The sequence below is a fragment of the Paenibacillus sp. YPG26 genome (assembly GCF_023704175.1).
GTDB lineage: Bacteria > Bacillota > Bacilli > Paenibacillales > Paenibacillaceae > Fontibacillus.
Map to the genome: position 1 here is coordinate 705,303 of NZ_CP084530.1, position 22,198 is coordinate 727,500.

Annotated in this window: 19 protein-coding genes and 1 riboswitch; of the genes, 15 read left to right on the plus strand and 4 right to left on the minus strand. The window is 51.4% G+C overall.

The window, feature by feature from the left end; genetic code table 11:
• The first annotated feature begins 115 nt into the window (after nucleotides 1–115).
• The 8 genes from LDO05_RS03165 to LDO05_RS03200 all read left to right on the plus strand — a co-directional run bounded on the left by LDO05_RS03165 (nucleotide 116) and on the right by LDO05_RS03200 (nucleotide 7,235).
• The gene (locus tag LDO05_RS03165) at nucleotides 116–1,117 is read left to right on the plus strand and encodes an amidase domain-containing protein (protein ID WP_251377470.1); all 1,002 of its coding nucleotides are present in this window, start codon (nucleotides 116–118) and stop codon (nucleotides 1,115–1,117) included.
• A 27-nt stretch (nucleotides 1,118–1,144) separates the two neighbouring features.
• Nucleotides 1,145–2,239 (plus strand): D-alanine--D-alanine ligase, encoded by a 1,095-nt coding sequence (locus LDO05_RS03170; protein WP_251377471.1) that lies wholly within the window; start codon nucleotides 1,145–1,147, stop codon nucleotides 2,237–2,239.
• Between the two features lie 2 nt (nucleotides 2,240–2,241).
• Nucleotides 2,242–2,562, plus strand: coding sequence for a hypothetical protein (locus LDO05_RS03175; protein WP_251377472.1), 321 nt, complete (start codon nucleotides 2,242–2,244; stop codon nucleotides 2,560–2,562).
• 114 nt (nucleotides 2,563–2,676) lie between these two features.
• Nucleotides 2,677–3,678, plus strand: a complete 1,002-nt coding sequence (uvsE, locus tag LDO05_RS03180; protein WP_251377473.1) for a UV DNA damage repair endonuclease UvsE — start codon at nucleotides 2,677–2,679, stop codon at nucleotides 3,676–3,678.
• A gap of 91 nt (nucleotides 3,679–3,769) precedes the next feature.
• A complete protein-coding gene (gene fabI, locus LDO05_RS03185; protein ID WP_251377474.1) occupies nucleotides 3,770–4,540 on the plus strand; it encodes an enoyl-ACP reductase FabI in 771 nt (256 codons plus the stop codon).
• A gap of 253 nt (nucleotides 4,541–4,793) precedes the next feature.
• On the plus strand, nucleotides 4,794–5,663 hold the full coding sequence (locus tag LDO05_RS03190; protein WP_251377475.1) for an inositol monophosphatase family protein: 870 nt from the start codon (nucleotides 4,794–4,796) through the stop codon (nucleotides 5,661–5,663).
• 28 nt (nucleotides 5,664–5,691) lie between these two features.
• Complete coding sequence (locus LDO05_RS03195) at nucleotides 5,692–5,940, plus strand: hypothetical protein (RefSeq protein WP_251377476.1); 249 nt, start codon at nucleotides 5,692–5,694, stop codon at nucleotides 5,938–5,940.
• Between the two features lie 17 nt (nucleotides 5,941–5,957).
• A complete protein-coding gene (locus LDO05_RS03200; protein WP_251377477.1) occupies nucleotides 5,958–7,235 on the plus strand; it encodes an SGNH/GDSL hydrolase family protein in 1,278 nt (425 codons plus the stop codon).
• 195 nt (nucleotides 7,236–7,430) lie between these two features.
• Here LDO05_RS03200 and LDO05_RS03205 read toward each other — a convergent pair whose 3' ends face one another.
• The 3 genes from LDO05_RS03205 to LDO05_RS03215 all read right to left on the minus strand — a co-directional run bounded on the left by LDO05_RS03205 (nucleotide 7,431) and on the right by LDO05_RS03215 (nucleotide 11,383).
• Nucleotides 7,431–8,639, minus strand: a complete 1,209-nt coding sequence (locus LDO05_RS03205; protein ID WP_251377478.1) for a hypothetical protein — start codon at nucleotides 8,637–8,639, stop codon at nucleotides 7,431–7,433.
• Between the two features lie 322 nt (nucleotides 8,640–8,961).
• A complete protein-coding gene (locus LDO05_RS03210; protein ID WP_251377479.1) occupies nucleotides 8,962–10,272 on the minus strand; it encodes a glutamate-1-semialdehyde 2,1-aminomutase in 1,311 nt (436 codons plus the stop codon).
• A 64-nt stretch (nucleotides 10,273–10,336) separates the two neighbouring features.
• Nucleotides 10,337–11,383, minus strand: a complete 1,047-nt coding sequence (locus LDO05_RS03215) for an LCP family protein (protein ID WP_251377480.1) — start codon at nucleotides 11,381–11,383, stop codon at nucleotides 10,337–10,339.
• A 126-nt stretch (nucleotides 11,384–11,509) separates the two neighbouring features.
• Here LDO05_RS03215 and bcp point away from each other — a divergent pair, with 126 nt between their 5' ends.
• Nucleotides 11,510–11,983: a thioredoxin-dependent thiol peroxidase gene (bcp, locus tag LDO05_RS03220; protein WP_251377481.1), complete on the plus strand. Its 474-nt coding sequence runs from the start codon at nucleotides 11,510–11,512 to the stop codon at nucleotides 11,981–11,983.
• A gap of 63 nt (nucleotides 11,984–12,046) precedes the next feature.
• Here bcp and LDO05_RS03225 read toward each other — a convergent pair whose 3' ends face one another.
• On the minus strand, nucleotides 12,047–12,706 hold the full coding sequence (locus LDO05_RS03225) for a DedA family protein (protein ID WP_251377482.1): 660 nt from the start codon (nucleotides 12,704–12,706) through the stop codon (nucleotides 12,047–12,049).
• 134 nt (nucleotides 12,707–12,840) lie between these two features.
• On the opposite strand from LDO05_RS03225, the gene LDO05_RS03230 reads away from it, so the two are divergent.
• The 6 genes from LDO05_RS03230 (at nucleotide 12,841) to LDO05_RS03255 (ending at nucleotide 22,174) form a co-directional block, all read left to right on the plus strand.
• Nucleotides 12,841–14,127 (plus strand): polysaccharide deacetylase family protein, encoded by a 1,287-nt coding sequence (locus tag LDO05_RS03230; protein WP_251377483.1) that lies wholly within the window; start codon nucleotides 12,841–12,843, stop codon nucleotides 14,125–14,127.
• A 110-nt stretch (nucleotides 14,128–14,237) separates the two neighbouring features.
• Nucleotides 14,238–15,206 (plus strand): AAA family ATPase, encoded by a 969-nt coding sequence (locus LDO05_RS03235; RefSeq protein ID WP_481857043.1) that lies wholly within the window; start codon nucleotides 14,238–14,240, stop codon nucleotides 15,204–15,206.
• A complete protein-coding gene (locus LDO05_RS03240) occupies nucleotides 15,149–16,393 on the plus strand; it encodes a DUF58 domain-containing protein (RefSeq protein WP_251377485.1) in 1,245 nt (414 codons plus the stop codon). The genes LDO05_RS03235 and LDO05_RS03240 overlap by 58 nt, the downstream gene beginning before the upstream one ends.
• Nucleotides 16,393–18,702 carry a DUF4129 domain-containing transglutaminase family protein gene (locus LDO05_RS03245; protein WP_251377486.1) on the plus strand — a complete coding sequence of 770 codons (2,310 nt, stop codon included), beginning with the start codon at nucleotides 16,393–16,395 and terminating at the stop codon, nucleotides 18,700–18,702. Before LDO05_RS03240 ends, LDO05_RS03245 begins: the two co-directional genes overlap by 1 nt.
• Before the next feature lie 77 nt (nucleotides 18,703–18,779).
• A complete protein-coding gene (gene guaA, locus LDO05_RS03250) occupies nucleotides 18,780–20,318 on the plus strand; it encodes a glutamine-hydrolyzing GMP synthase (protein ID WP_251377487.1) in 1,539 nt (512 codons plus the stop codon).
• Between the two features lie 231 nt (nucleotides 20,319–20,549).
• Nucleotides 20,550–20,649, plus strand: a riboswitch (purine riboswitch).
• Between the two features lie 154 nt (nucleotides 20,650–20,803).
• On the plus strand, nucleotides 20,804–22,174 hold the full coding sequence (locus LDO05_RS03255) for an NCS2 family permease (RefSeq protein WP_251377488.1): 1,371 nt from the start codon (nucleotides 20,804–20,806) through the stop codon (nucleotides 22,172–22,174).
• Nucleotides 22,175–22,198 lie beyond the last annotated feature (24 nt).

Below are 22,198 nucleotides of genomic sequence, written 5' to 3' on the forward strand. Positions count from 1 at the left end.
GCTTCCCGCCTGAACATACTGACTGCTGTCTGCTCATATAAATGAAGAAACAGAGGGAGGCCCATACGGTATGGACGGCCTCTCTGATGCGGAATTGTGGAAGGAGGATGAGTCAATGGCGGAAGAGTGGAAAGGCGCATTATCCGCTTATATACAGCAGCAGAACAAGGATGAGGTGGATTTTCGGCCTAATGCTGTACCCACGATCGTCACGGATCTGGAGTATTTGATTCAGCGGGGGGAGCGGAGACAGGCGCTGTCCGAGTGGTACGGCAGAAGAAGGGCATTCCCGCTGCGGAGTGAGACCCGGGCCAAGCTGCTTAGGGAACTTGCGAACCGCCAGGATGAGGTTCAGGTGGATCTGCAGCTGCACCGGACCATCTACTATGAGAAAGGCGGAGTCACCCACAAGGAAGAGCGCATGGATCAGGAGCGGCTGACCCTGCAGCAGGAGGATGGGAACTGGTCCATCATACGGGTGGAGATTCAGGTGGCCGAGAGGCACCCGCACACGGGGCTCCCCTATACCGCCGAGGACACAGATCTTGAGATTCCCCGCTCACTTGCGGGCCCTTATCTGAATCGTGAGGTGCTGGGGTTTGGAGGGTCAGGCCGGGGGAATGTGTATAACAGGTCTGAAGCTGCTGCCTACGCCGACCGATGGTGGAACAGCGCCAACCCGGAATTTGAGGAATTTGCCGTAGACTGCACGAACTTCATCTCCCAAAGCCTCTTTGCAGGCGGAGCTCCAATAAACTATACTGGAAAAAGAGAATCGGGCTGGTGGTACAAGGGATACGTGGGTGGAAAAGAAGCCTGGAGCTTCAGCTGGTCCGTGGCGAACAGCCTGGAACGCTACCTAAGCGGAGGCGGCCTGGGTGCCAAGGTCGTTGACCATCCGCAGCAGCTGCATTTAGGCGATGTCATTATCTATGACTGGGATGGCAACGGCAAATATGAGCACAGCACGATCGTAACCGCATTCGATGCAGGAGGGGCGCCGCTGGTGAACGCCCATACCACGAACAGCAAGCACCGGTATTGGGACTACCGCGACTCCTACGCCTGGACGAAGAATACGGTATACCGCTTCTTCCATCTTGCAGACCGGTTCTGATCATAATTAAGTGAAGAGAGGTTAACCATGGGACAGGATAAGTTAACCGTCGGTCTGATCTACGGCGGTAAGTCTGGCGAGCATGAAGTGTCGCTGCAAACGGCCTTCGCTGTGATGAATGCTTTTAACTATGATAAATATGAGGTGCTTCCTTTCTATATTACGAAGCAGGGAGAATGGAGAGTCGGGGGCGCGCTCTCGGCTCCTTACGGTGAGCTCGGTGATCTGCGCCTGGAGAATGGGGCAGGCGATACATCCGAGGCTATCCAGCAGCTGTTCAGCAAGCTGGCTACCGGCCAGGCTGCTGTTGATGTCGCCTTCCCGCTGCTTCACGGTACTTACGGGGAAGATGGTACCATTCAAGGTCTGTTCGAGATGGCGGGTCTTCCGTACGTCGGCGCCGGTGTCTTGTCTTCAGCGGCAGGAATGGACAAAGCAGTCATGAAGAAGCTGTTCGCCGATGCGGGTCTCGAGCAGTGTAAGTACTGCTATTTCACAGGTGCGCAGTGGGAGCGCAGCAGGCATAGGCTGATTCAAGGGATGGAGGAGAGACTGGGCTATCCATGCTTCGTCAAGCCTGCCAATCTGGGTTCAAGTGTAGGCATCTCCAAGGCTTCCAACCAGGAAGAACTGGCCAAAGCGGTAGCCTATGCTCTGCGTTATGACACCAAAGTAGTTGTGGAAGAGTTCGTGGAAGCCCGTGAGATCGAGGTCGGCGTCCTCGGCAACGATGAAGCTGAGGCCTCCGTTCCAGGTGAGATTGTATCTTCGAGCGAGTATTACGACTATCAGGCCAAATATCTGGACGGCAAATCCCAGATGGTGATTCCCGCCGAGCTGGATCCCGAAGTGGCTGACCGGGTTCGCGACCTCGCTGTCAAAGCGTTCAAGGCAACGGAAGGCAGCGGCCTGTGCCGCGCGGACTTCTTCTTGAAGGCGGATGGAAGCCTGCTTATTAATGAAGTGAACACCATGCCTGGCTTCACTCCATTCAGTATGTACCCGCTGCTCTGGAGAGAGACGGGTGTGACGTACGAAGCCCTGCTGGATCGTCTGATCGAGCTGGCTCAGGAACGTTTTAACACAAGACAAAACCTAGATTTCAATAACGGAGTGAATTAATTATGGGCTTCCAAACAGAGTTCAATTCCGTCTGCAAGTTCAAGAGTGAGCAAGAGCTGTATGAGCTGCTGGAATATGGACGCGGTAAAATGGTCAAATCCGGCCTCCGCGTCTTCCCGACCGGACAGAAGGTCATCGCCTATACGCCGGACAACCGTGCCGTCGCGATCGTGAAGATTCTCGGCTGTATCGCCGAGATTAACTTCAACGGCGACGAAGTTACCGAGGTGGAGATGTCGCTTGTCCGTCCGCTGAATGAGGAAGAATCGCGGATTCAGACCGCGCTGGCTTACGAGATGTTTTTTGGTGAGCATAACGGGTAATGAAATATGAATGATTATTCCCGAATGGTGGAATAACACAAGATATGAACCGTTAATCCCTTGAGGATTAACGGTTTCTTTTTCACTCTGGATAAGGAGCAGGTGAGTTGTGGGATGATCGTACGTTTTGGTTATGTAGCCATGTCGACTGTTGTGAAGAATGCTTCCCCGTCCAAGACTATGACCTATAAGAGCTTTGGGCAGCTGGCTGACCGGGAGGCCGCCCTGCGCAGATTGGAGCATGTAGCCGCCGAGAATCTGCATAACACGCTGCGGCTGCTGAAGCACAACCGTGCTTATGATATTCAGGTCTACCGTTTCTCGTCCAAGCTGATCCCGCTTGCCACGCATGGGGAGCTTAGAGACTGGGATCCTTTTGCTGCACTCAGGGACGATTTCCGCGCTGTGGGAGACTATGTGAAGAAAGAGAAGATGAGAGTATCCTTTCATCCGGATCATTTCACCGTGCTCAGCACACCCCGCCCGGAGGTGCTGGAGAGTTCAATCCGGGATCTGATGCATCATGTAAGTATGCTGGAAGCTATGGGGCTGGACGCGAGAGCGAAGAACAATATTCATGTGGGAGGCGCTTATGGGGACAAGAAATCCGCGGCGGAGCGGTTTGTTCAGAATGTGACTGCGCTGCCGGACAAGCTTAAGAAGCAGCTGACCTTCGAGAATGATGACAAGACCTTTAATGCCCCTGAGACGCTTGAGCTGTGTGAGCAGCTTGGTATTCCGATGGTGCTCGACATTCATCACCAATGGGTGAATAACGAGGGAGATGACCCTGCGGAGCTCTGGCCCCGTATCTTGAAGACATGGCAGTCCCCGTTCGCCCAAGTTGATACCGGGCCGGACCATCCCCTGCCTCCGAAGATTCATGCTTCCAGCCCGAAGAGTGCATCCGATGCTAGAAGCCATGCAGATCATGTGGAGGTTGGCCCGCTGCTGGATTTCCTGCGCCGGATTGCTCCTTGCACCGAGCGGCTTGACGTGATGCTGGAGGCGAAGCTTAAGGATGGGGCGTTGTTCGACTTGATGGAGCGGCTTGCGCTCTATTCGGGTGAAGGTGTTCATATTATGAATGAGGCGAGTGTGGAGATTAAGCCTTGAGCTCCAAGGGGCTAACCTTGAAAACTTTAGGAAAATAAGGTAAGTTGGACGTAAGATGCGTGTCACACGCGACTGAAGGAGGACTTATTTAATGAGCAATTTATTGGAAGGCAAGAATATTATTATTATGGGCGTAGCCAATGATCGCAGTATCGCTTGGGCTATTGCACAGAGCCTCGCGGCACACGGTGCCCGTCTGGCATTTACATATGAGAGTGAACGGGTGGAAGGCCGTGTGCGTAAGCTGGCTGAGACGATCCCGGGCTCACTGATCCTGCCGTGCAATGTAACGGTGGATGAAGAGATTGATACACTGGCCGAGACGCTGAAGAGTGAATTTGGCGTACTGCACGGACTTGTGCACAGCATTGCTTTTGCCAAGGCGGAAGATCTTGCAGGCGAATTTGCGGACACGTCCCGTGAAGGCTTCGCGCTTGCCAATGATATTAGTGTGTACTCTCTCGTCACTGTGGCTAAGCGTCTCTCACCGCTGATGACCGAAGGCGGAAGCATTATGACCATGACGTATATGGGCTCAGAGCGTGTAATGCGCAACTATAATGTTATGGGTGTAGCCAAGGCTGGGCTTGAGGCTTCGGTACGTTACCTGGCGAATGACCTGGGGCCGAAGAATATCCGCGTTAACGCGATTTCTGCAGGGCCTATCCGTACTCTTGCGGCTAAGGGCATCAGTGATTTCAACTCAATCCTCAAGCAGGTTGAAGAGAAAGCGCCTCTGCGCAAAACAACCGAAACAGCTGAGGTCGGAGATACGGCTATGTTCCTGCTGAGTCATTTGTCCCGTGGCATTACAGGTGAAGTTATCTTTGTTGATGGCGGATATAATATCGTCGGAGCTTAAGCATGGATTGATAAAAGGTTCGTTACCGGGTATGTACAAGTTAGCACCCGGGAACGGACTTTTTGTTCCTCCTGGGAGAGGAGGGTCCTCGGCCCATTCCTGAATACTTGTTCACATTTGCCAAAAAGGGCATCTTTCTGCTGCAGATACGGTTGACGAATGGATCCTTATTCAAGTAACGTATAGAGTGAAGAAAAAAGGAAATATTTAGTAGATTATTACAGAAAGTAGAGTGAGAGATTTGAACCGGAATGTGAACCAGAGCCATGATCAAGATCAAGTTCCATATACAGTCAGCAGTAAAAGTCCAACCGCCGTGGCGATCAACGCTGCTGCCAAGACCGGAGAGTGGATCAAGACAAGACTCGGTAATCACAAGGAGCTCAACACGAAGCTGTCTCCTCAGGATTTGGTTACGGATGTGGACAAAGGAGCCGAGCTCATGATCCGAAAGCTGATTCTGACTCACTTCCCGGATCATGACTTTTTGGGTGAGGAAGGCGTTCAGCCGGGTCTTCATGCATCATCAGAAGCTATTGCCGAGTACGCGGATGCCGAATATCTGTGGATTGTAGATCCCATTGACGGGACAACGAACTTCGTGCAGGGATTTCCTGGCTTCTGTGTATCTATTGCGCTGGCTCATCACGGAGAAGTCATTGTAGGTGTAATTTACGATCCTGTACGTGATGAACTGTTCGTGGCGGAAAAGGGCAAGGGAGCTTATATGCACGGGAATCCAACACGGGTGTCAGAGGATCAGACCCTTGCGGGAAGCGTAATGGCCATCGGTTTCAATCCTGAACGGGATTTCGCCCTGCCGCTTAATATGAAGGGGATCGAGGCTTTGGCAACAAGAACACGGAGTCTGCGTGCGGTGGGTTCGGCTGCGCTTCATTTGGCTTACGTGGCCGCTGGACGGATGAGCGGTTATTATGAGGTCGGACTTAACTCATGGGATATTGCTGCGGGCACCCTGCTGGTGCAGGAGTCCGGCGGTACAGTGACGGACACGAAGGGCAATCCATATCATCTGGGTGTTCGCCATATGTTAGCTACGAATGGTCTTATTCATCAGGAGCTGCAGCAGGTCATTGAGGAAGCGGGAGCAACAGGACTATAATTCTAATTCTCTAAAGGGGGTTATCGGGATGAGTGAGGACAAGGAGCTTGAACGTCAGCTAAGTGAGCTGCTATCTCAGGAGGCTGAACTTAGTGAAGAGGAACGCCAGGAGGAGGAGCGCAGACGGCTCTCGCCCAAGTATGAAATTCGCATTCAGACGGAGCTTGATCCCATTGTGGAGGAGACCCTCAAATACCGCAGTATCGCCAAAGAACTGGATGGACGTTATGACGAATATATGAAGAAGAGCGGGAAGACAAGTAAGGAATCGGAATAGTTAGGGGTGTGAATTTGTTGAGTGTACGATCAGTTAAAAAAAGCCACATTCTGAGCGGAGTCTTGTCGCTCATTCTAATGATTACAGGTGCTGGTTCTGCCGCAGCGGCGGCGGGCGGAACAGTTCAGACAGCAAGTCCGGCCAGCTACAAGATTGTGGCTCTTGGAGATTCCATCACAGCGGGCTTCGAGCCGGCTATGATCACGCAGACTAACCCGAAAGCCTACGGATACGTGGATCGGCTGCATGAACAGGGTCTGTTCCGGGGACGCACACAGACTGTGAACTATGGAATTCTCGGATTGAAGTCCGAGGGCCTAGGCCACTACGTTAAAGCCATTAAAGAAGGACGAACCTTGGCTCCAGATGAGATTCAGCCTGCTTTGGCTGATCCCAGGGCAGCTGCTTTCGGGCAGGCAACGGCTGCGGCCAAAGCTGATCTGCTAGGGGCGAGTGTCATCGTTATCACGATTGGGGGCAATGATGTCTCGCAGGTGATGACAGCCGTTGCTGAAGGCAAGGTGACTTCCGGCAGCCTGGAAGCCAGTGTGGCTCAACTGCTTGGGAGCTATAAGACTCATGTAAGCCAGACTTTAACGGATCTGACCGAACTGAATCCGAATGCGCAAATTGTGATTGCGGATCAGTACCAGCCTGTGCCAAAGCTTGCCGGAGCAGCCGCTTATGAACAACTGGAGCAAACCGCGGAGGCTTTTACCGAATCGGTTGATCAGCTTGCGGAGGAGTTCACAGCCAAGGGTGCCAAAGTTAAGGTGGCCCATGTTGCCAAGGAGTTCGTGGGTGGTGAAATCTCCTATACCCACATTATGGAGAAGGACATTCATCCTAACCAGTTCGGTTACGAGGTGATTGCCAAAGTATTTGCCAAAGAAATCTGGGGAGAGTATCTCTATGCTTCCACCCGGTCCAGTGAAGTGCCGCTAACGATCATTGTGAAGGGCAAAGAGATCAGCAGTCCTTACAAGCCGGTGGTCAAGAACGGCCAGACCTTCGTAGCCATCAAGGATATCGTTACAGCTATAGGGGCCACTACAGCTTGGGATAACCGCACGAACAGTGCGACAATCAGCAGTGGCAGCCGCAAGGTTGTTATTCCGGTTGGTTCCAAGACGATCAAGGTGAATGGACACAATGTGGCGACTGCCTCACCAGCTTACCTGAACAAAATCGGCAAAGAGACGAAGACCTATGTGCCGCTCGCGCTGCTCGCTCAAGGTCTTGGATTGGATGTACAGTACAGCTCGCATTTGAAAGTGGTATTTATTAATCCATAATTGTACGATTTGCTAATAACATCCTGTTCCATCCTATTAGAAAAACCGTTCACCTTGGGTCATACCCTGTTAATTAGACAGGTGTATGAATATCCTGGGTGAACGGCTTTTTTATAATTTTTTATAGATTATTGAATGCTTCATGTCTTAACTCATTCATGGTTTTGAATATTGAGGTTATCAATATTTCCTCGGCTATTCTGATACGAAATAGAGCCCTAACGGTACGGAGAGGAAAGGCTGGATCATTGTAGTTAAGGTGAAAGATGAAGTGTTGCTGATAATCCGGGTCTGTCTGTTCCCATAGCTGTAGGACTCTACGGGTCCATTGTCGATCCGGTAATGAACATATCCGGTTGATTCGCTGCGGGGGGCCGCCCCGTAAAGGGTATGAATATTCGCCTGATCGGATGGAGTCTGAATCTGGATATTATAGACAAGATCGGTGAACCAGTAGGAGCCGCGTTGTTTGTTGTTTTTGCCCACCACTTCAATAGAGGACTTCAAGGGCTCGCCCTGCACATTCCAGCTCGAAGCCAGACGTTCCTGTTCGCCGGAATAGGCTAAGGGTTCGGAGTCACTCATCTTGATATATTTGGCCGGAGTGCCTTCTGTCAGCTGGACCTTAAGTTCGACCTTACGGGCTGAATATTTCAGCAGTCCACGATAGTCGTCACCGGTTTTGAAGTCAAAATTGGTCTGGGCAATCCGGGCGCTTGAGGCATAATCTTCAAGCTTGGCGATGCCATTATTCGTAACAATATCCGATACGATTACCGTCTCGCTCTGCCCTGTCTTTACGTTGACGGCGCGGAAATCGGCAATATAATTCATGACTTGATAAGGAGCTATTGAGGTGGAATAAGGCAGCACATAAGATTTGCCGGGAGCAATCGTAGCCAGATAGGTTCCGCCTGTCCCCGCGGACTGATTCAGGAACTGCGTGGTAGCCGCCTTCAGGCTTGTAACCGGATCGGCGGAGCTCCCGCTGGAATAGCCTTTACGCTTAATATAGAGCTTGACTGGATTTGCAGCTGGATTCTTGACATGCATATAGAACGATACCCGCTTCTTGGTTGCATTGGTGTGGACAGACCAAAAGCGGAAGCTGCCCTTCATCCGGTCCCGGTATAGGGTGTTGTTAACTTGAACAACCTTGGAGCCGTCTGATCGATTGCCTTCGAACAAAGTCTCGGGCGCGTTGGAGGCGAACACCGGGGTTCCTTCCCGTTTGAATGTAATTTGGTCGGCGGAGTCTGAGGCTTGCTGAATTTGCAGCGCCGATTCGGGCCGTGAAGCTGTGTCGCCTAAAGATGCGCTCCCTGCAGCGAAGAGGGGAGAGGAAGGAAAGGTAATAGCGGTAATGACAGCTGAGAATAGCAATATCTTATAAAATGATTTCAAGGTATACCTCCCGATGGCGTGGATTATAAACGTTCATCTGTTCATTCAGATAGACGCCGGGATCAAGAAAAAGGTTTCAAATTCTGTCATAATTCCCCAGCCTCATCTGCAGCTAATTACTTGTCGGTACGCTAATTGAACTTTCTAAGATTAGTCACACTTGCAGTGGGCTGCTCGATAATCTTCATAATCCGCTAAAGTGCCCGGTCTTCTCTTCCTGTTCTTCTTCTGTATCCACAAATCAAAGAACCCACCAGCCTCAAAGGCCAGTGGGTTATACCTTTCATTACATTATGGTTAATGCAAATTCTCGCAAGGGGGCTTAAGCTTTCAGCTTCCGGAAGGCATTCTCCGCAGCTTCCAGCGTGAAGTCAATGTCTGCGTCCGTATGAGCCGTGGTCAGGAACCACGCTTCATACTTCGAAGGCGCGAGGTTCACGCCTTGGTCCAGCATATGCCGGAAGAAGGCGGCGAACATTTCGCCATCGGTATCCTGGGCCTCGTCATAATTCGTGACCGGATGGTCGCAGAAGTGGGTCGAGAAGGCGCCGCGGATCCGGTTGATCGTAAGCGGCACCCCGTGGCGGGCGGCGGAAGCCCCTAGGCCTTCCGTCAGCCGTACAGCCAGGCGCTCCATCTCGTCGTAGACGCCCGCGCCCTGCAGCACTTCCAGGCAGGCGATGCCTGCCGAGATCGAGGCCGGGTTGCCCGCCATCGTCCCCGCCTGGTAGGCTGGGCCGAGCGGAGCAACCTGCTCCATGATCTCCTTGCTGCCGCCATAAGCGCCGATCGGCAGGCCTCCGCCGATGATTTTGCCAAGCGCCGTCAGGTCCGGCTTGATGGCTTCATGGTTCGCGAGCCCCGCGTAAGTCTGCGCGGACCCGTAATGGAAGCGGAAGGCCGTGATCACCTCGTCATAGATGACGAGGGCGCCGTACTCGCGGGCGAGCCGGCAGAGGCCTTCCAGGAAGCCGGCCTCCGGCATGACCATGCCGAAGTTGCCGACAATGGGCTCTACCATGACGGCTGCGACGTCATCGCCCCATTTGTCCAAGGCTGCTTGGAGCGCCTCCGTGTTGTTGAACGGTACGGTAATGACCTCATGCGCGATGCTGGTCGGAATTCCCGCGCTGTCCGGAATCCCGAGCGTGGAGGGCCCGGAGCCGGCAGCTACAAGGACCAGGTCGGAGTGCCCGTGATAACACCCGGCGAACTTGATGATCTTGTTGCGCTTTGTATATGCGCGGGCTACACGGATGGTTGTCATTACGGCTTCGGTCCCCGAATTGACGAAGCGGACCTTGTCCATGGAAGGAATTGCTTCCTTCAGCATCTTGGCGAGCTTGATCTCAAGCTCGGTGGGTGTCCCGTACAGCACGCCGCTTGCGGTTGCGCGGGTAATGGCTTCCGTGATATGCGGATGCGCATGGCCGGTAATGATCGGGCCGTAAGCAGCCAGATAATCGATGTATTTATTGCCATCCACATCCCAGAAGTGCGCCCCCTGGGCCTTGCTCATAAAAACAGGCGCCCCGCCGCCCACCGCTTTGAACGAGCGGGAGGGGCTGTTGACGCCGCCAACAATATGTTCGAGTGCTTCCTTGTATAAATGTTCGGATTGATTGCGGTTCATACGTCAGGACTTCCTTTCTAATGTACAGCCGCTTAAGCGGCTGTGACTTAAAGCATCCATTCTATCATTTTGTATCTTCAGAAGCGGTCTTCCCGGATGAAGGGTCGCTGATGCTGCTTGAGACGGTTCCGGGTTTGGCTGTTCCGTTCTCAGAGGTTCCGTTCAGAACATCCTGAACGTACTCTTTCAATTTCCTCTCGCTGCTGACACCAAGCACAGAGCCTGCCGACGTATTCTTCTCCACGAGCAGGTTCATTGGCGGAATCTGCCCGCTGCCGCTCATCTGGCTGTCGTAGCCGACAGAAGCCAGCTTCCACATATCATTAACCGACATATTGGTATCAATGTAAGGATTGATTTTCTCCAGTATGCCCGGCAGGTTCATGATGGAGGTTGTTGATTTCATCTTGTCGGCGACAGCCTTAAGGAAGTTCCGCTGCCGCTCGGTCCGGTTGAAATCGGACAGGGCATCGTGACGGAAGCGGACGTACTGGAGCGCTGTCTTGCCGTCCAGATGCTGCATGCCTTTCTTCAGATCGATATCATATTCGTGCTTGTCCGCAGCACTGGCATAATGCATATCCTTCTCAACGTTGAAGTCAACCCCGCCAACCGCATCAACCAGGGCAATGAAGCCTTGAAAGTCGGTATAGACGTAATACTGTATAGGGATTCCCAGCAGATCCGAGGCCGTCTTCATAGCTGACTCGGGGCCATGGGTAATCGCGGTGTTGATCCGATCCTGCTTGTCTTGACCCGCAATGTCGACGTAGGTATCACGCATAATGGAGAACAGATACCCTTTCTTCTGCACCGGATCAATGGAAGCGACGAGCATGGTGTCGGAACGCGGAATCTCCCCTTTCTTCAGGCCGCGTGCGTCTACACCCATCATAAGAATGTTGACACGTTCGCTGCCTTCCCATTTCGGAGGAGCAGTCACTTTGGTATCCGTAGGCGTAAGCTGGCTGAATGGAGAATTCTCTCCCACCTTGTGAAAGTTGTTCACTTGATTGTAGATAGCTACGAAATAATAAGTTGCAAAAGCAATAACCGCAATCAATACGGCGGCGATGGACCATAGAATAGTCCGTTTTGTTCTTTTTGTCATCGCATTCTTCCCTTCGAGCCTATGGTTGCTCTTTAGCCTAATTCGTATTTACATTATAATTTCTTTTATAAATACAATCAATTTTCCTGTTTATCCTACAGGTTAAGACAGAGAGGGGCTGTGCTAGTGTCAGAACAGCAGGTTCAACTGGGTCACCGTGTACCCGATTTCACTCTTCCCACCACTTCAGGAGAGAATATAAGCCTTGGTCAGTTCCGGGGGAAGAAGGTTGTCATCTACTTCTATCCCAAGGATTCAACTCCGGCATGCACTCAGCAGGCATGCGACTTCCGGGACAGTACAGGCTATTTTGCGGATAAGGGGGCCGTTATAATAGGAATTAGTGCGGATAACGTCAAGTCACATCAGAAATTTGCTGACAAACACGCTTTGCCCTTTCCGCTTCTAGCGGATACAGACAAGGAGGTGAGCCGCTTGTTCGGCGTATGGCAGCTGAAGAAGATGTATGGCCGGGAATTTGAGGGCATCGTCCGCTCTACCTTTCTGATTGATGAGCAGGGAATTCTTGTGAAAGAGTGGCGTAAGGTAAAAGTCGGCGGCCATGTGGACGAGGTTCTCCAGGCGATAAGTGAAAATTAGGCACAAAAGAAGGGAAGAGCGGTCAATGCCGGTCTTCCCTTCTTTTGTGAATGTTCAAGCCTTCTAATCTGTCTTGGAAGCCTTTGATTTGCTCCTGGATTTGCCAAAGGCTCTGGTTGTCATCTGTTTAATCGTCTTGCGGTATCGGAAGAGAACGACAATCATAATAATCAAGATAAGGGCAATCGCTGCAGCAGCAGAGTAGGTAGCCGCCAGGTGGAACATCCGGTTCCACTGAGGACCAAATATTTTCCCGATTCCGATGAACAGAATTGTCCAGAAGAGCGCCCCTGAATAGGCGAATATGACGAACTTCCGGAACGGAAGGGCAATAATGCCGGAGAAATATCCCGTGAAATGACGGACACCTGGAATAAAGTATCCAATAAATATGAGGGTGTATCCATACTTCTCGAACCAGTACCTGGTAACCTCCAGCTTCTTGGGAGGGAGGAAGAACCACTTGCCATACTTATGGATAAATGGAAGCCCAGCCTTGCGGCCGATCCAATAGGTGATCGTGATTCCAATCGTAGTCCCCAGGAAAGCAAGAAGGATCAGAAGCCCCCAGTTCAGCACCCCCTTGTAAGACAGATACCCCGCGTAAGCCATCGTAGTCTCGCCGGGAAAGGGAAGGGCGATGAATTCCAGTAGGAGCCCGACAAAGAGGACGATATAACCATGCTGCTCAAATATACTTTCAAGATATTTAAGGAAATCCATTCGCTCACTCCAGCTCCAATCTGCTTATAATGCTCTGAATTTTATTCTATCTACCAATAGTCTATTTCCAAGTGTGCCTCCATATAATCTATCAAAAGCCAGTTCATTTCATAGAAACCGATGGAGGTTATTCAATGTACAGAACCTTTCTGCACGTATTGAAGCGTTTGTATGTACCTGCAATCTTGGCGCTGCTTATAATTGGGGCACTCCCGCTTGATCTTCAGTCTCCCATGAAATCTACGGTGTACGCACAGGAAGGGTTTCAACCAATTTCGGCCATGAGCCAGATTTCTGCCCGGCCCATAGCTGGGAGAACGTCTGAGTCTCCTGTGACAACCGCCTCCCATACAACAAATAAGAGAATCGTCTACTTAACCTTCGATGATGGACCGACCAAGCTGACAGATCAGGTGCTCCAGATTCTATCCAGGAACAAGATTAAAGGAACTTTCTTCGTACTTGGAGAGCAGGCCCAGCGGTTCCCGGAAATTATCCGCCGCATTGCCGATGGGGGGCATGCCCTTGGTAATCACACTTTTGATCATGAATATAAGAAGCTTTACCACAATTTTAGCGAATTTTGGGGACAAATAAAACAAACCGAGGAAATCCTCAGAAATATCACAGGTTCAAGGCCTGATCTGGTCCGGGCTCCGGGAGGAACCTTCGGCCATTTCGATCACAATTACTTCAAGCTGCTGGAGCAGGGCGGATATACGGTATTTGACTGGGATGTGGATACCCGGGATTCCTCCCGGAAGGGAGTGCCCGCCGCGGAGCTCATCCGCAATGTGAAGCGGGCGAAGCTGAAGGACCAGCTTGTTGTGCTAATGCATGATGGTGCAGGGCATGAGGAGACCGTGAAGGCACTCCCCGTGATTATTTCCTACTATAAAGCGCATGGATACGAATTCGGCATATTATCCTCCAAAGTTAAGCCGGTGCATTTCTCAGTGCATGTCAGCGCTGTGTACAAAGGAAGAGCTCAGCCTACGGCGAAGTGGATTGCTGCTAATGTAGTACCTAATGCCGCCCTATTCAAGCGTGCGCCTTCGCTGATAGTGCAGGCGGGAGGGGTAGAGACCGAGATGAAGAGCGGCGAATTCGAATTGTCATCAGGACGTTATATGGTACCGCTCAGAGCAGTGCTTGAACGACTGGGGGCTACTGTGTTATGGAACCAAGCCCAGCAGTCAGCGCAGGTAAACTGGGGGACTCGCGTGCTTACGGTAAGGGTGGAAGCGGGTAGAGTAGAGCTTCGCAGGAAGGGAGGTCAGACCTCCACAGCCTATCAGATTCCGCTCTCCACTCGTAATGATGCGATCTGGGTCCCCTTGCGGAGTTTGCTTGAAATGCTGGGCCATCCCATTACTCATACAGCCGGAGGTCCAGACAATTATAAGGTCATTGCCTTGTAGATTGAAGATAATGATAGGCTCCTGATGTCTATTTCCAGTGGAAACGGGTGACACTGTTTACTAGATTCCTTTCGGAGATGGAGGTTGTGAACTTGTCAAAATCTTTCGCGCTGTCTCATGACCAGACGACGGTCCTGCTTGAGCGTCTGGTGAGCCGGGTGGATCAAGTCGTGATCGGCAAGAGACATGAAATAGAACTTATCATTATCGCTATGCTTCAAGGCGGCCATGTTCTTCTGGAAGACATTCCGGGTGTCGGAAAAACAACCCTGGTCCGCGCCATAGCCGCCAGTCTTGGAAGCTCCTTCGGGCGTATTCAGTTCACCTCGGATATCATGCCTTCGGATGTAACAGGTGTGGCTGTCTATCACCCTCATTCCGGTGATTTTGAATTTCGTCCGGGACCCGTACTCTCGAACATTGTACTTGCCGACGAGATCAACCGGGCGGCTCCCCGAACGCAGTCTGCGCTGCTGGAGGCCATGGAAGAGCGCAGAGTTACAGTGGATGGAGTCACTTATAATCTGCCCAGGCCTTTTCTCCTGCTGGCTACACAGAACCCGCTGCAGTTCGAGGGCACGTACCGTCTTCCGGAGGCTCAGATGGACCGCTTTCTGATGCGGATATCGCTGGGCTACCCTCAGCCTGAGCAGGAAGTTGATATGCTCGGACGTCATCAGGCCGGTTCTGTGATTGAGGAGATGAAGCCGGTCCTGCTTGCTGAGGAAATGGCCGGAATGCAGCGCATGGTCCGTACTGTGCTTGTGGACGAATCTATTAAGCGTTATCTGGTCTCTGTGGCTGATCAATCCAGGCGGCATCCGAAGACTTCCCTCGGGATCAGCCCGCGGGGGACATTGGCCTGGATGGGAGCTGCGCAAGCTCATGCCTATTACCGTGGCCGGATGTATGTGATCCCGGATGATGTGAAGGCGGTAGCCGCTGCCGTACTCGCCCACCGGATCGTATTAAGTCCGGATAGTAAGCTGGTTGGGCTTAAGGGTGAGGAACTGGTCCTGGAATGGCTGGGCAAGACCCCAGTCCCTATGTCACCGGTTATCGCAAGGGCTTCGTCATGAAAGTGTCCATATTGCCATGGTTCTGGACGTCGTCAGCCTCGCTTCTTCTCGTGGCCGCTTATGCGGGCTACGGTGGACCCTCCTTAGTATTTCTGCTGATGGCAGTCGGGTTAATCATGCTGCAGGGTGCCCTGGTCCAGGCGGGGAGTCCAAGGCTTGTCAGGGTCACCCGTGAATGGTCGCCGGTCCGCCCGACTGCGGGAGACAGTGCGGAGTTATCGCTGCATATTGAATTTAAGGGGGGACTGCCGCCCTTGTGGATCAAGGTCCATGATCCGCTGGCTGTCCGTGCGGGCAGCCCCGGCGAATTTGTTATGTTGACGGGCTTCCGTCGTCATGCTGATCTTACGGGAAGGGTAAGCGGACTTCGTAGAGGTATTTATAGGACAGAGAAGCTAAGCATTACCTATGGTGATCTCTTTGGATGGTTCACGCGCACACTGTCGATAGAGGCTGAAGGCTTCTTAACTGTCGTTCCGAAGATATCCAGTATGCCGGCCTCTGGCGAGACAGGAAATCTTGCGGGCGGAGAATCCATGCAGGGAGGGCTGCCGGCAGGTCATAAGGGAGAGCTGCTAAGGGATTATAGGCCCGGCGATTCGTGGAAAAGCATCCACTGGAAAGCCTCGTCAAGACGCGCAGGCTTGTTAGCACGAGTGCCGGAAGCTGGCGGCCCCGCCGAGCGAATCATTCTGCTCTCGACCGACCCGGGGTCATATTCGCCTGCAGCTGAGGAATTTGAACTCGCCGTATCCTGTGCGGCGTCTTTGCTGCGGATGGAGAACTCTGCCGGCAGGAGGGCAACGCTGATCTGCGGCAGCAGATCAGATGGTGGCAGAAGCTGTGGACATGATATCGAACAAGAGGAAGGGATGAACATTCTTGCGGCTGTGAGCCTGGATGCTTATATTCCTGGGCACAGTCTCTTAATTGAGACTGTTCAAGAGCACAGTCATGGGCTCATCACTTTCATTATAGGAAGGCTGACCCCGGAGATCGCCTCTGCTGCTATATCTGCGGCTGCCCGGGGAATAGCTCTGGAAATAATAACTACAGGTGATAAAGCCTGGGCTCCTGAGCTTTCGGTGGACACAATAGAACTTTTACTGCACTCGGGGCTTAGACTCTCTCCAAGGGTTGTCCCTATTCAGGACACGGAGCTTCCCGCTAAAGGGAGGTCATCGTAATGTCCAAGGCTGAGTTACGTTCAGTTGCTTGCATGCACCCGGTCAAAGGCTTGGGGGAACGCCTGATCCTATCCTTGTTCATATTCGGACTTTTTAGGGAATGGCTGTCCCCGCTGCTGAAATTGCTTGGTCCCGAGGGAGAGAAGCCTCTGGATTTGTTCTATATTCTGACGATTCTCCTGCTTGTGGCGGGGTGTCTCGTAATGTCTGTAGCGATGTTCTCAATCATGCTTCCCCTCTTATGTATGGGCAGCATGATTTACTTATATGGCGGGGACAAGGGAATAGGCTGGGTTACTGACGGCATCCGCATCTTTGCGAAGGATATTTCCAGTGTGGTCAGCGCGGGAGGAGTTGCCGTGTTAAGTCCTGAGATGCGGATGTTCATCCTGCTAATAGGCTGGGCCCTTCTGGTTGCTTCAGTCCAGCTGCTTGCACTGAGCCGTCAAAGTATTCTGCTGTTCTTCAGTGCCACAGTGGTCTATTTGCTAAGCCTGGAGTTTGGACTCGGTCTGCACACTTACTCGGGGCTGGTACGCACAGTTCTGATTGGTCTATTGCTTCAGGCAGTCCTGCATACTCTGGACATTCAGGAGAAGAGTGCTGCCGAAGAGCATGGAGAGACAAGTTCTCTGTATCGGCGGTCTCCCACAGCAGGATTTGCCGTTCTTATCACGATCATTCTCGGAGGAATTGTTGGTCTGGCAACCCTTGCAGGATCTCTGCCCATTAAGCCAGCGCAGACCCTCTCGCTTCAGCAAGTCGTGTCCAGCCTTGAAGTCTGGTCACAGACCGAGCTCTCCGAGCAGGGCCGCGGGAATAATAACCTGTCGGGTTATGGTCAACATGACCATGAGCTGGGTGGCCCTTTAACGCTTAGGAGAGAAGCATTCTTCACAGCAGCCTCGCCTTATCCCACTTATTACAGGGGAGAGAGTAAAAGCACCTATACCGGGCGGGGCTGGACGCAGGGAGATCAGGAGACAGCTTCACCCGCGCTTGATGGACGTATCTCTACAGAGGAACCCGTTCACTCGTCCGGAGAAGCATTTAGCCAGTCCATTACATTTGAAGCACCCCAGAGTGGAAAGGTCGTCCTTCCTCTAGGCGGAATCCCGGTTAAAGTGAATAGGCTTCATGGCGGGAAGCAGGATCTGCCTTTGCATAATCTCGTCACCTATAAGGACTCCGGCTTGATTCAATACCATAGTGATGCGGACGTTCAGAACTTGGAAGCCGGCAGTACAAGATCACCGGATTCAGGTAAGGAGCTCTCGGGCTATGAGATTACCGTAAGGCAGCGGCAAAGTTCACCCGCAGCACTGAATGAAGCGAGAGGGGAAGACCCCACCTCGATCTCAAGCGTGTATACTGAACTGCCTGATACCCTCCCGAGAGAAGTCCGTGAGTTAGGGGCCAAGCTGACCAAGGGAAGCAGAACCCGGTACGAGGCGGTGAAGTCGGTTGAGTTATTTTTGAAGAACAACTATAAATACAGCCTAAAGCCCGCTGCCCTGCCATCAGGTCAGGATTTCACGGCCAATTTTTTGTTTGTCCAAAAAATCGGCTACTGTGACCATTTCTCCACAGCCATGGCCGTGCTTCTCCGGACGCAGGGAATACCGGCAAGATGGGTCAAAGGATTTGCCCCTGGCCAGAAGAGCGAAGAAGATCCCCATAAGTATACAGTCTCTTACTCGGACGCGCATTCTTGGGTTGAGGTATATTATGGAGGCGTAGGCTGGGTACCCTTTGATCCAACGCCAGGCTTTGAAGCGGCCGATGGAGCGGTACCTGCTTCGCTCAATATGAAGGACACAAGTTCCTATGGAAATCTGGTTGATCAATTAGGCAGTGCCGCTGCCTACAGTATAAGCTCAGCTTTTCTCATGATCACGGAGATCCAAGCCTGGATGCCTCATTCGCTGCTTGCATTGGCGGCTCTATGCCTGGGTGGAGCTCTGTTCTTATTAGCCCGTGTCTACTGGTCCCCTATGAAAGAGGGGATTAGAGTGTTAGAGCCGATCTTAAGATGGAGAGGTGGGCGGTTTCCCCAGCGGGAACAGCTTCTTCGGGCCTCAGACAAGGCCTGGAGACAGTTGTACGACGTCTATGGCCCCCGGCCGCCCGGGCTCACAGGAAGGGAATATGTTCAGCGTCTGCATGGATTAGACCCGGCGCAGCAGGCTCATCTTAATCAATTTTTAGATGCGTGGGAATCATTGTATTACGGAGCTGGCGATCTGGACCGTATGTCGACAAAGTCTTTTCTTGAGCATTGCCGTCAGATGGGGGCTTCCCGGAGTTGAATCTCTTCCCGATCTTTCTTGACGACCTGTTTTGTCGTTTCGTATAATAAGACCCATGAATTGAGGGAGGCTCGGAAATGAATAAGCCAAATGAAATGATTGTCGTTCTGGATTTCGGAGGACAATACAACCAGTTAATAGCCAGAAGGATCCGCGATCTGGGCGTGTACAGTGAACTTCTTCCTTACAACACACCTGTGGAGCGTCTGCGGGAGATCTCTCCAAAGGGGATTGTATTCTCAGGCGGACCTACGAGTGTGTACGCGGAGAATGCCCCGCATGTAGATCCGGAGATTTTTAATCTAAATGTTCCGATATTCGGGATTTGTTATGGTATGCAGCTGATGGCTCAGCAGTTGAACGGCAAAGTCGAACGTGCAGCCAAGCGCGAGTATGGAAAAGCCGATGTAAGCTTTGCAGATCATTCCGCGCTTACGAAGGGACTTGAGTCCAAGCAGACCGTATGGATGAGTCACGGTGACCACGTGGTGGAGCTTCCTGAAGGCTTCCAGATTGATGCTTTCACTGACCATGCCCCAATAGCCGGGTTCAGCAACCCTGACCGTCGTTTGTATGGTGTTCAGTTCCACCCGGAAGTTCGTCACTCTGTTCACGGTAACGAGATGATTCGTAACTTCTTGTACGAGATCTGTGGCTGTGAAGGCGACTGGACGATGAGTACATTTATCGAAGATACAATCAAGGATATTCGTGAGCAGGTTGGAGACAACAATGTACTCTGCGCCTTGAGCGGCGGTGTTGACTCTTCAGTTGTAGCGATTCTGCTTCACAAAGCCATCGGGGACAAGCTTACCTGCATGTTCATCGATCATGGTCTTCTCCGGAAAGGCGAGGCCGAAAGTGTCATGGAGACCTTTGTCGGCAAGTTCGATATGAAGGTTGTGAAGATTGATGCCCGTGAGCGCTTCATGTCGAAGCTTGCCGGTGTGGATGATCCTGAGCAAAAACGTAAGATTATTGGTAACGAGTTCATCTATGTGTTTGATGAGGAGTCCAAGAAATTCGATCATTTCAAATTCCTGGCCCAAGGAACGCTGTATACGGACATCGTGGAGAGCGGAACTGCGACCGCACATACAATTAAGTCGCATCACAATGTTGGCGGTCTGCCGGAAGATATGGATTTCGAACTGGTGGAGCCACTTAAGACCTTGTTCAAGGATGAAGTCCGCAAGGTAGGCGAAGAATGCGGCCTGCCTGCAGAAATCGTATGGAGACAACCGTTCCCTGGACCGGGTCTGGCCATTCGTGTTCTTGGTGAAGTCACCGAGGAGAAACTCCAGATCGTACGTGATTCGGACTTCATTCTCCGTGAGGAGATTGCCAAGGCAGGACTGGATCGGGAGATCTGGCAGTACTTCACGGCACTGCCGAATATGAAGAGCGTTGGAGTAATGGGTGACGCGCGTACGTATTCCTACACCGTAGGTATCCGGGCAGTAACCTCCATCGACGGCATGACAGCCGACTGGGCACGTATCCCTTGGGACGTGCTGGAGAAGATCTCCGTGCGGATCGTCAACGAAGTCGACAACGTTAACCGGATTGTCTATGACATCACGTCGAAGCCGCCGGCAACGATCGAGTGGGAATAGGATTGAAATATAGGAGGGCAGTCTCTGGTTAGTGGAGACTGCTCTCTTTTTTAGCTATACATGGAAAAAACTCACCGTAGATCTAAGATCAATTCGTTACTGTGACGTAAATCACGAACAATAAAGTAAATATAACGTTAAATATTCGTATTTTGTATTGACAAGCTCTTTGCTCAGGCCTACAATAAGTCAAGTAAAGTGTGTATACGATTTATAACGAGGATTTTCGACAATAATAATATTATAGCTTTTCGTATAATTCCAGGGATTGGCCTGGAAGTTTCTACGAGGTCACCGTAATGATCTGGCTACGAAGGGAATAGGCGCTTTGACTCAAGAAGCAGAGTAAGCTTGAAGCCGCGGCCAAGCGGGTCCAATGCTGCTATTGCTTCCGCCTTTTCCTCCCGAGCATAGAACCCGGAGACAGTTGGTTTCACGGGTTTTTTTGTCGTTTATGACTCATTTTAAGGGGGAGAAATTCTACAATGGATCGGTTCTTTAAGCTGAAGGAACATGGAACGAATGTAAGAACAGAAGTGATTGCCGGTATTACCACCTTTATGACCATGGCTTATATTCTGGTAGTCAACAACATCTTCTTAGGTCCAGGAGGAGCAGGTATTCCGGCGGAGGGCGTGTTCTTCGCAACAACAATCGGTGCGGGATTGATTACGATACTCATGGGTCTGTATGTGAATATTCCTATCGCCCTCGCTCCGGGAATGGGCTTGAATGCCTATTTCATGACCATAGTTCTAAGCTCTAATGGGACTATTACTTGGCAGGCTGCTCTTGGTGCTGTGTTTATCTCCGGGATTATCTTCCTTATTCTGACCGTGACAAAAGTTAGACAGCTGTTAATTAAAGCAGTACCCACAAGCATTAAATCAGCAATTACAGTCGGAATTGGTTTGTTCGTAGCGATCATTGGCTTTAAGATGAGTAATCTAATGGTTGCCAATCTAGCGGGTGTTAAGGACCCTACCCAGACCGTACCGGGCAGCAGCATGAACTTTGCGCTTGGAGATTTCGTTCATAATGCAGATGTGCAGCTAACGCTGATCGGTCTGATGATTATCGCAATTTTGATGGTTCTTCGCGTCAAGGGTGCATTGCTGATCGGAATCGTGCTTACGACCTTAATTGGTATTCCAATGGGTGTAACCCATACAGAAGGGTTGGCAAGTGCACACTGGATTCCAACATTCGACAATCTGGCAGTAGGTCAACTGGATCTAGCAAGTGCCTTCAAAATTGGTTTGTTTGAGATCGTATTTATCTTCACATTCGTAGAGTTATTCGATACATTCGGTACGTTAGTTGGTACAGCTACTCGGGCCGGACTAATGAAGAACAAAGAAGAAGGCGAGAAGAAAATCGGTAAAGCAATGCTGGTCGATGCTGTAGGCGTAAGCACAGGGGCTGTGCTTGGTACCAGTACCATTACTTCTTATGTTGAAAGTACTGCCGGTGTCGCTGAAGGCGGACGTACGGGGCTTACCTCGGTAGTAACTGGAATCCTGTTTATTTTGGCCTTGTTCATTTCACCGCTGGCTAGTATTGTGCCATCAGCTGCAACTTCACCTGCTCTGATTATTGTTGGTGTTCTTATGATGTCTCAGGTCCGCAATATCGATTGGGATGATTTTCTGCACGCGTTTCCGGCATTCCTTACAATTGCCCTGATGCCTTTCACTGGGGGTATTGCCAACGGTATTTCAGCGGGTATTGTCTCCTATGTCATTCTGGCCCTGTTCAATAATCTCTTCACTAAAAATAAAGTTCAGATCCATTGGTTAATGTGGATCTTGGCCATCTTAGTTCTATGCCGCTATATTTTCATGGGCGGAGAGTAACATACTATTTGTAGAGAGCCGGCT

Bases quoted from the DNA above. Each gene is read 5' to 3' on its own strand.
- LDO05_RS03165 (WP_251377470.1), top strand. From the start codon at position 116: ATGGCGGAAGAGTGGAAAGGCGCATTATCCGCTTATATACAGCAGCAG.
- LDO05_RS03170 (WP_251377471.1), top strand. From the start codon at position 1,145: ATGGGACAGGATAAGTTAACCGTCGGTCTGATCTACGGCGGTAAGTCT.
- LDO05_RS03175 (WP_251377472.1), top strand. From the start codon at position 2,242: ATGGGCTTCCAAACAGAGTTCAATTCCGTCTGCAAGTTCAAGAGTGAG.
- uvsE (WP_251377473.1), top strand. From the start codon at position 2,677: ATGATCGTACGTTTTGGTTATGTAGCCATGTCGACTGTTGTGAAGAAT.
- fabI (WP_251377474.1), top strand. From the start codon at position 3,770: ATGAGCAATTTATTGGAAGGCAAGAATATTATTATTATGGGCGTAGCC.
- LDO05_RS03195 (WP_251377476.1), top strand. From the start codon at position 5,692: ATGAGTGAGGACAAGGAGCTTGAACGTCAGCTAAGTGAGCTGCTATCT.
- LDO05_RS03210 (WP_251377479.1), bottom strand. From the start codon at position 10,272: ATGAACCGCAATCAATCCGAACATTTATACAAGGAAGCACTCGAACAT.
- LDO05_RS03215 (WP_251377480.1), bottom strand. From the start codon at position 11,383: ATGACAAAAAGAACAAAACGGACTATTCTATGGTCCATCGCCGCCGTA.
- LDO05_RS03225 (WP_251377482.1), bottom strand. From the start codon at position 12,706: ATGGATTTCCTTAAATATCTTGAAAGTATATTTGAGCAGCATGGTTAT.
- LDO05_RS03230 (WP_251377483.1), top strand. From the start codon at position 12,841: ATGTACAGAACCTTTCTGCACGTATTGAAGCGTTTGTATGTACCTGCA.
- LDO05_RS03240 (WP_251377485.1), top strand. From the start codon at position 15,149: ATGGCTGGGCAAGACCCCAGTCCCTATGTCACCGGTTATCGCAAGGGC.
- LDO05_RS03245 (WP_251377486.1), top strand. From the start codon at position 16,393: ATGTCCAAGGCTGAGTTACGTTCAGTTGCTTGCATGCACCCGGTCAAA.
- guaA (WP_251377487.1), top strand. From the start codon at position 18,780: ATGAATAAGCCAAATGAAATGATTGTCGTTCTGGATTTCGGAGGACAA.
- LDO05_RS03255 (WP_251377488.1), top strand. From the start codon at position 20,804: ATGGATCGGTTCTTTAAGCTGAAGGAACATGGAACGAATGTAAGAACA.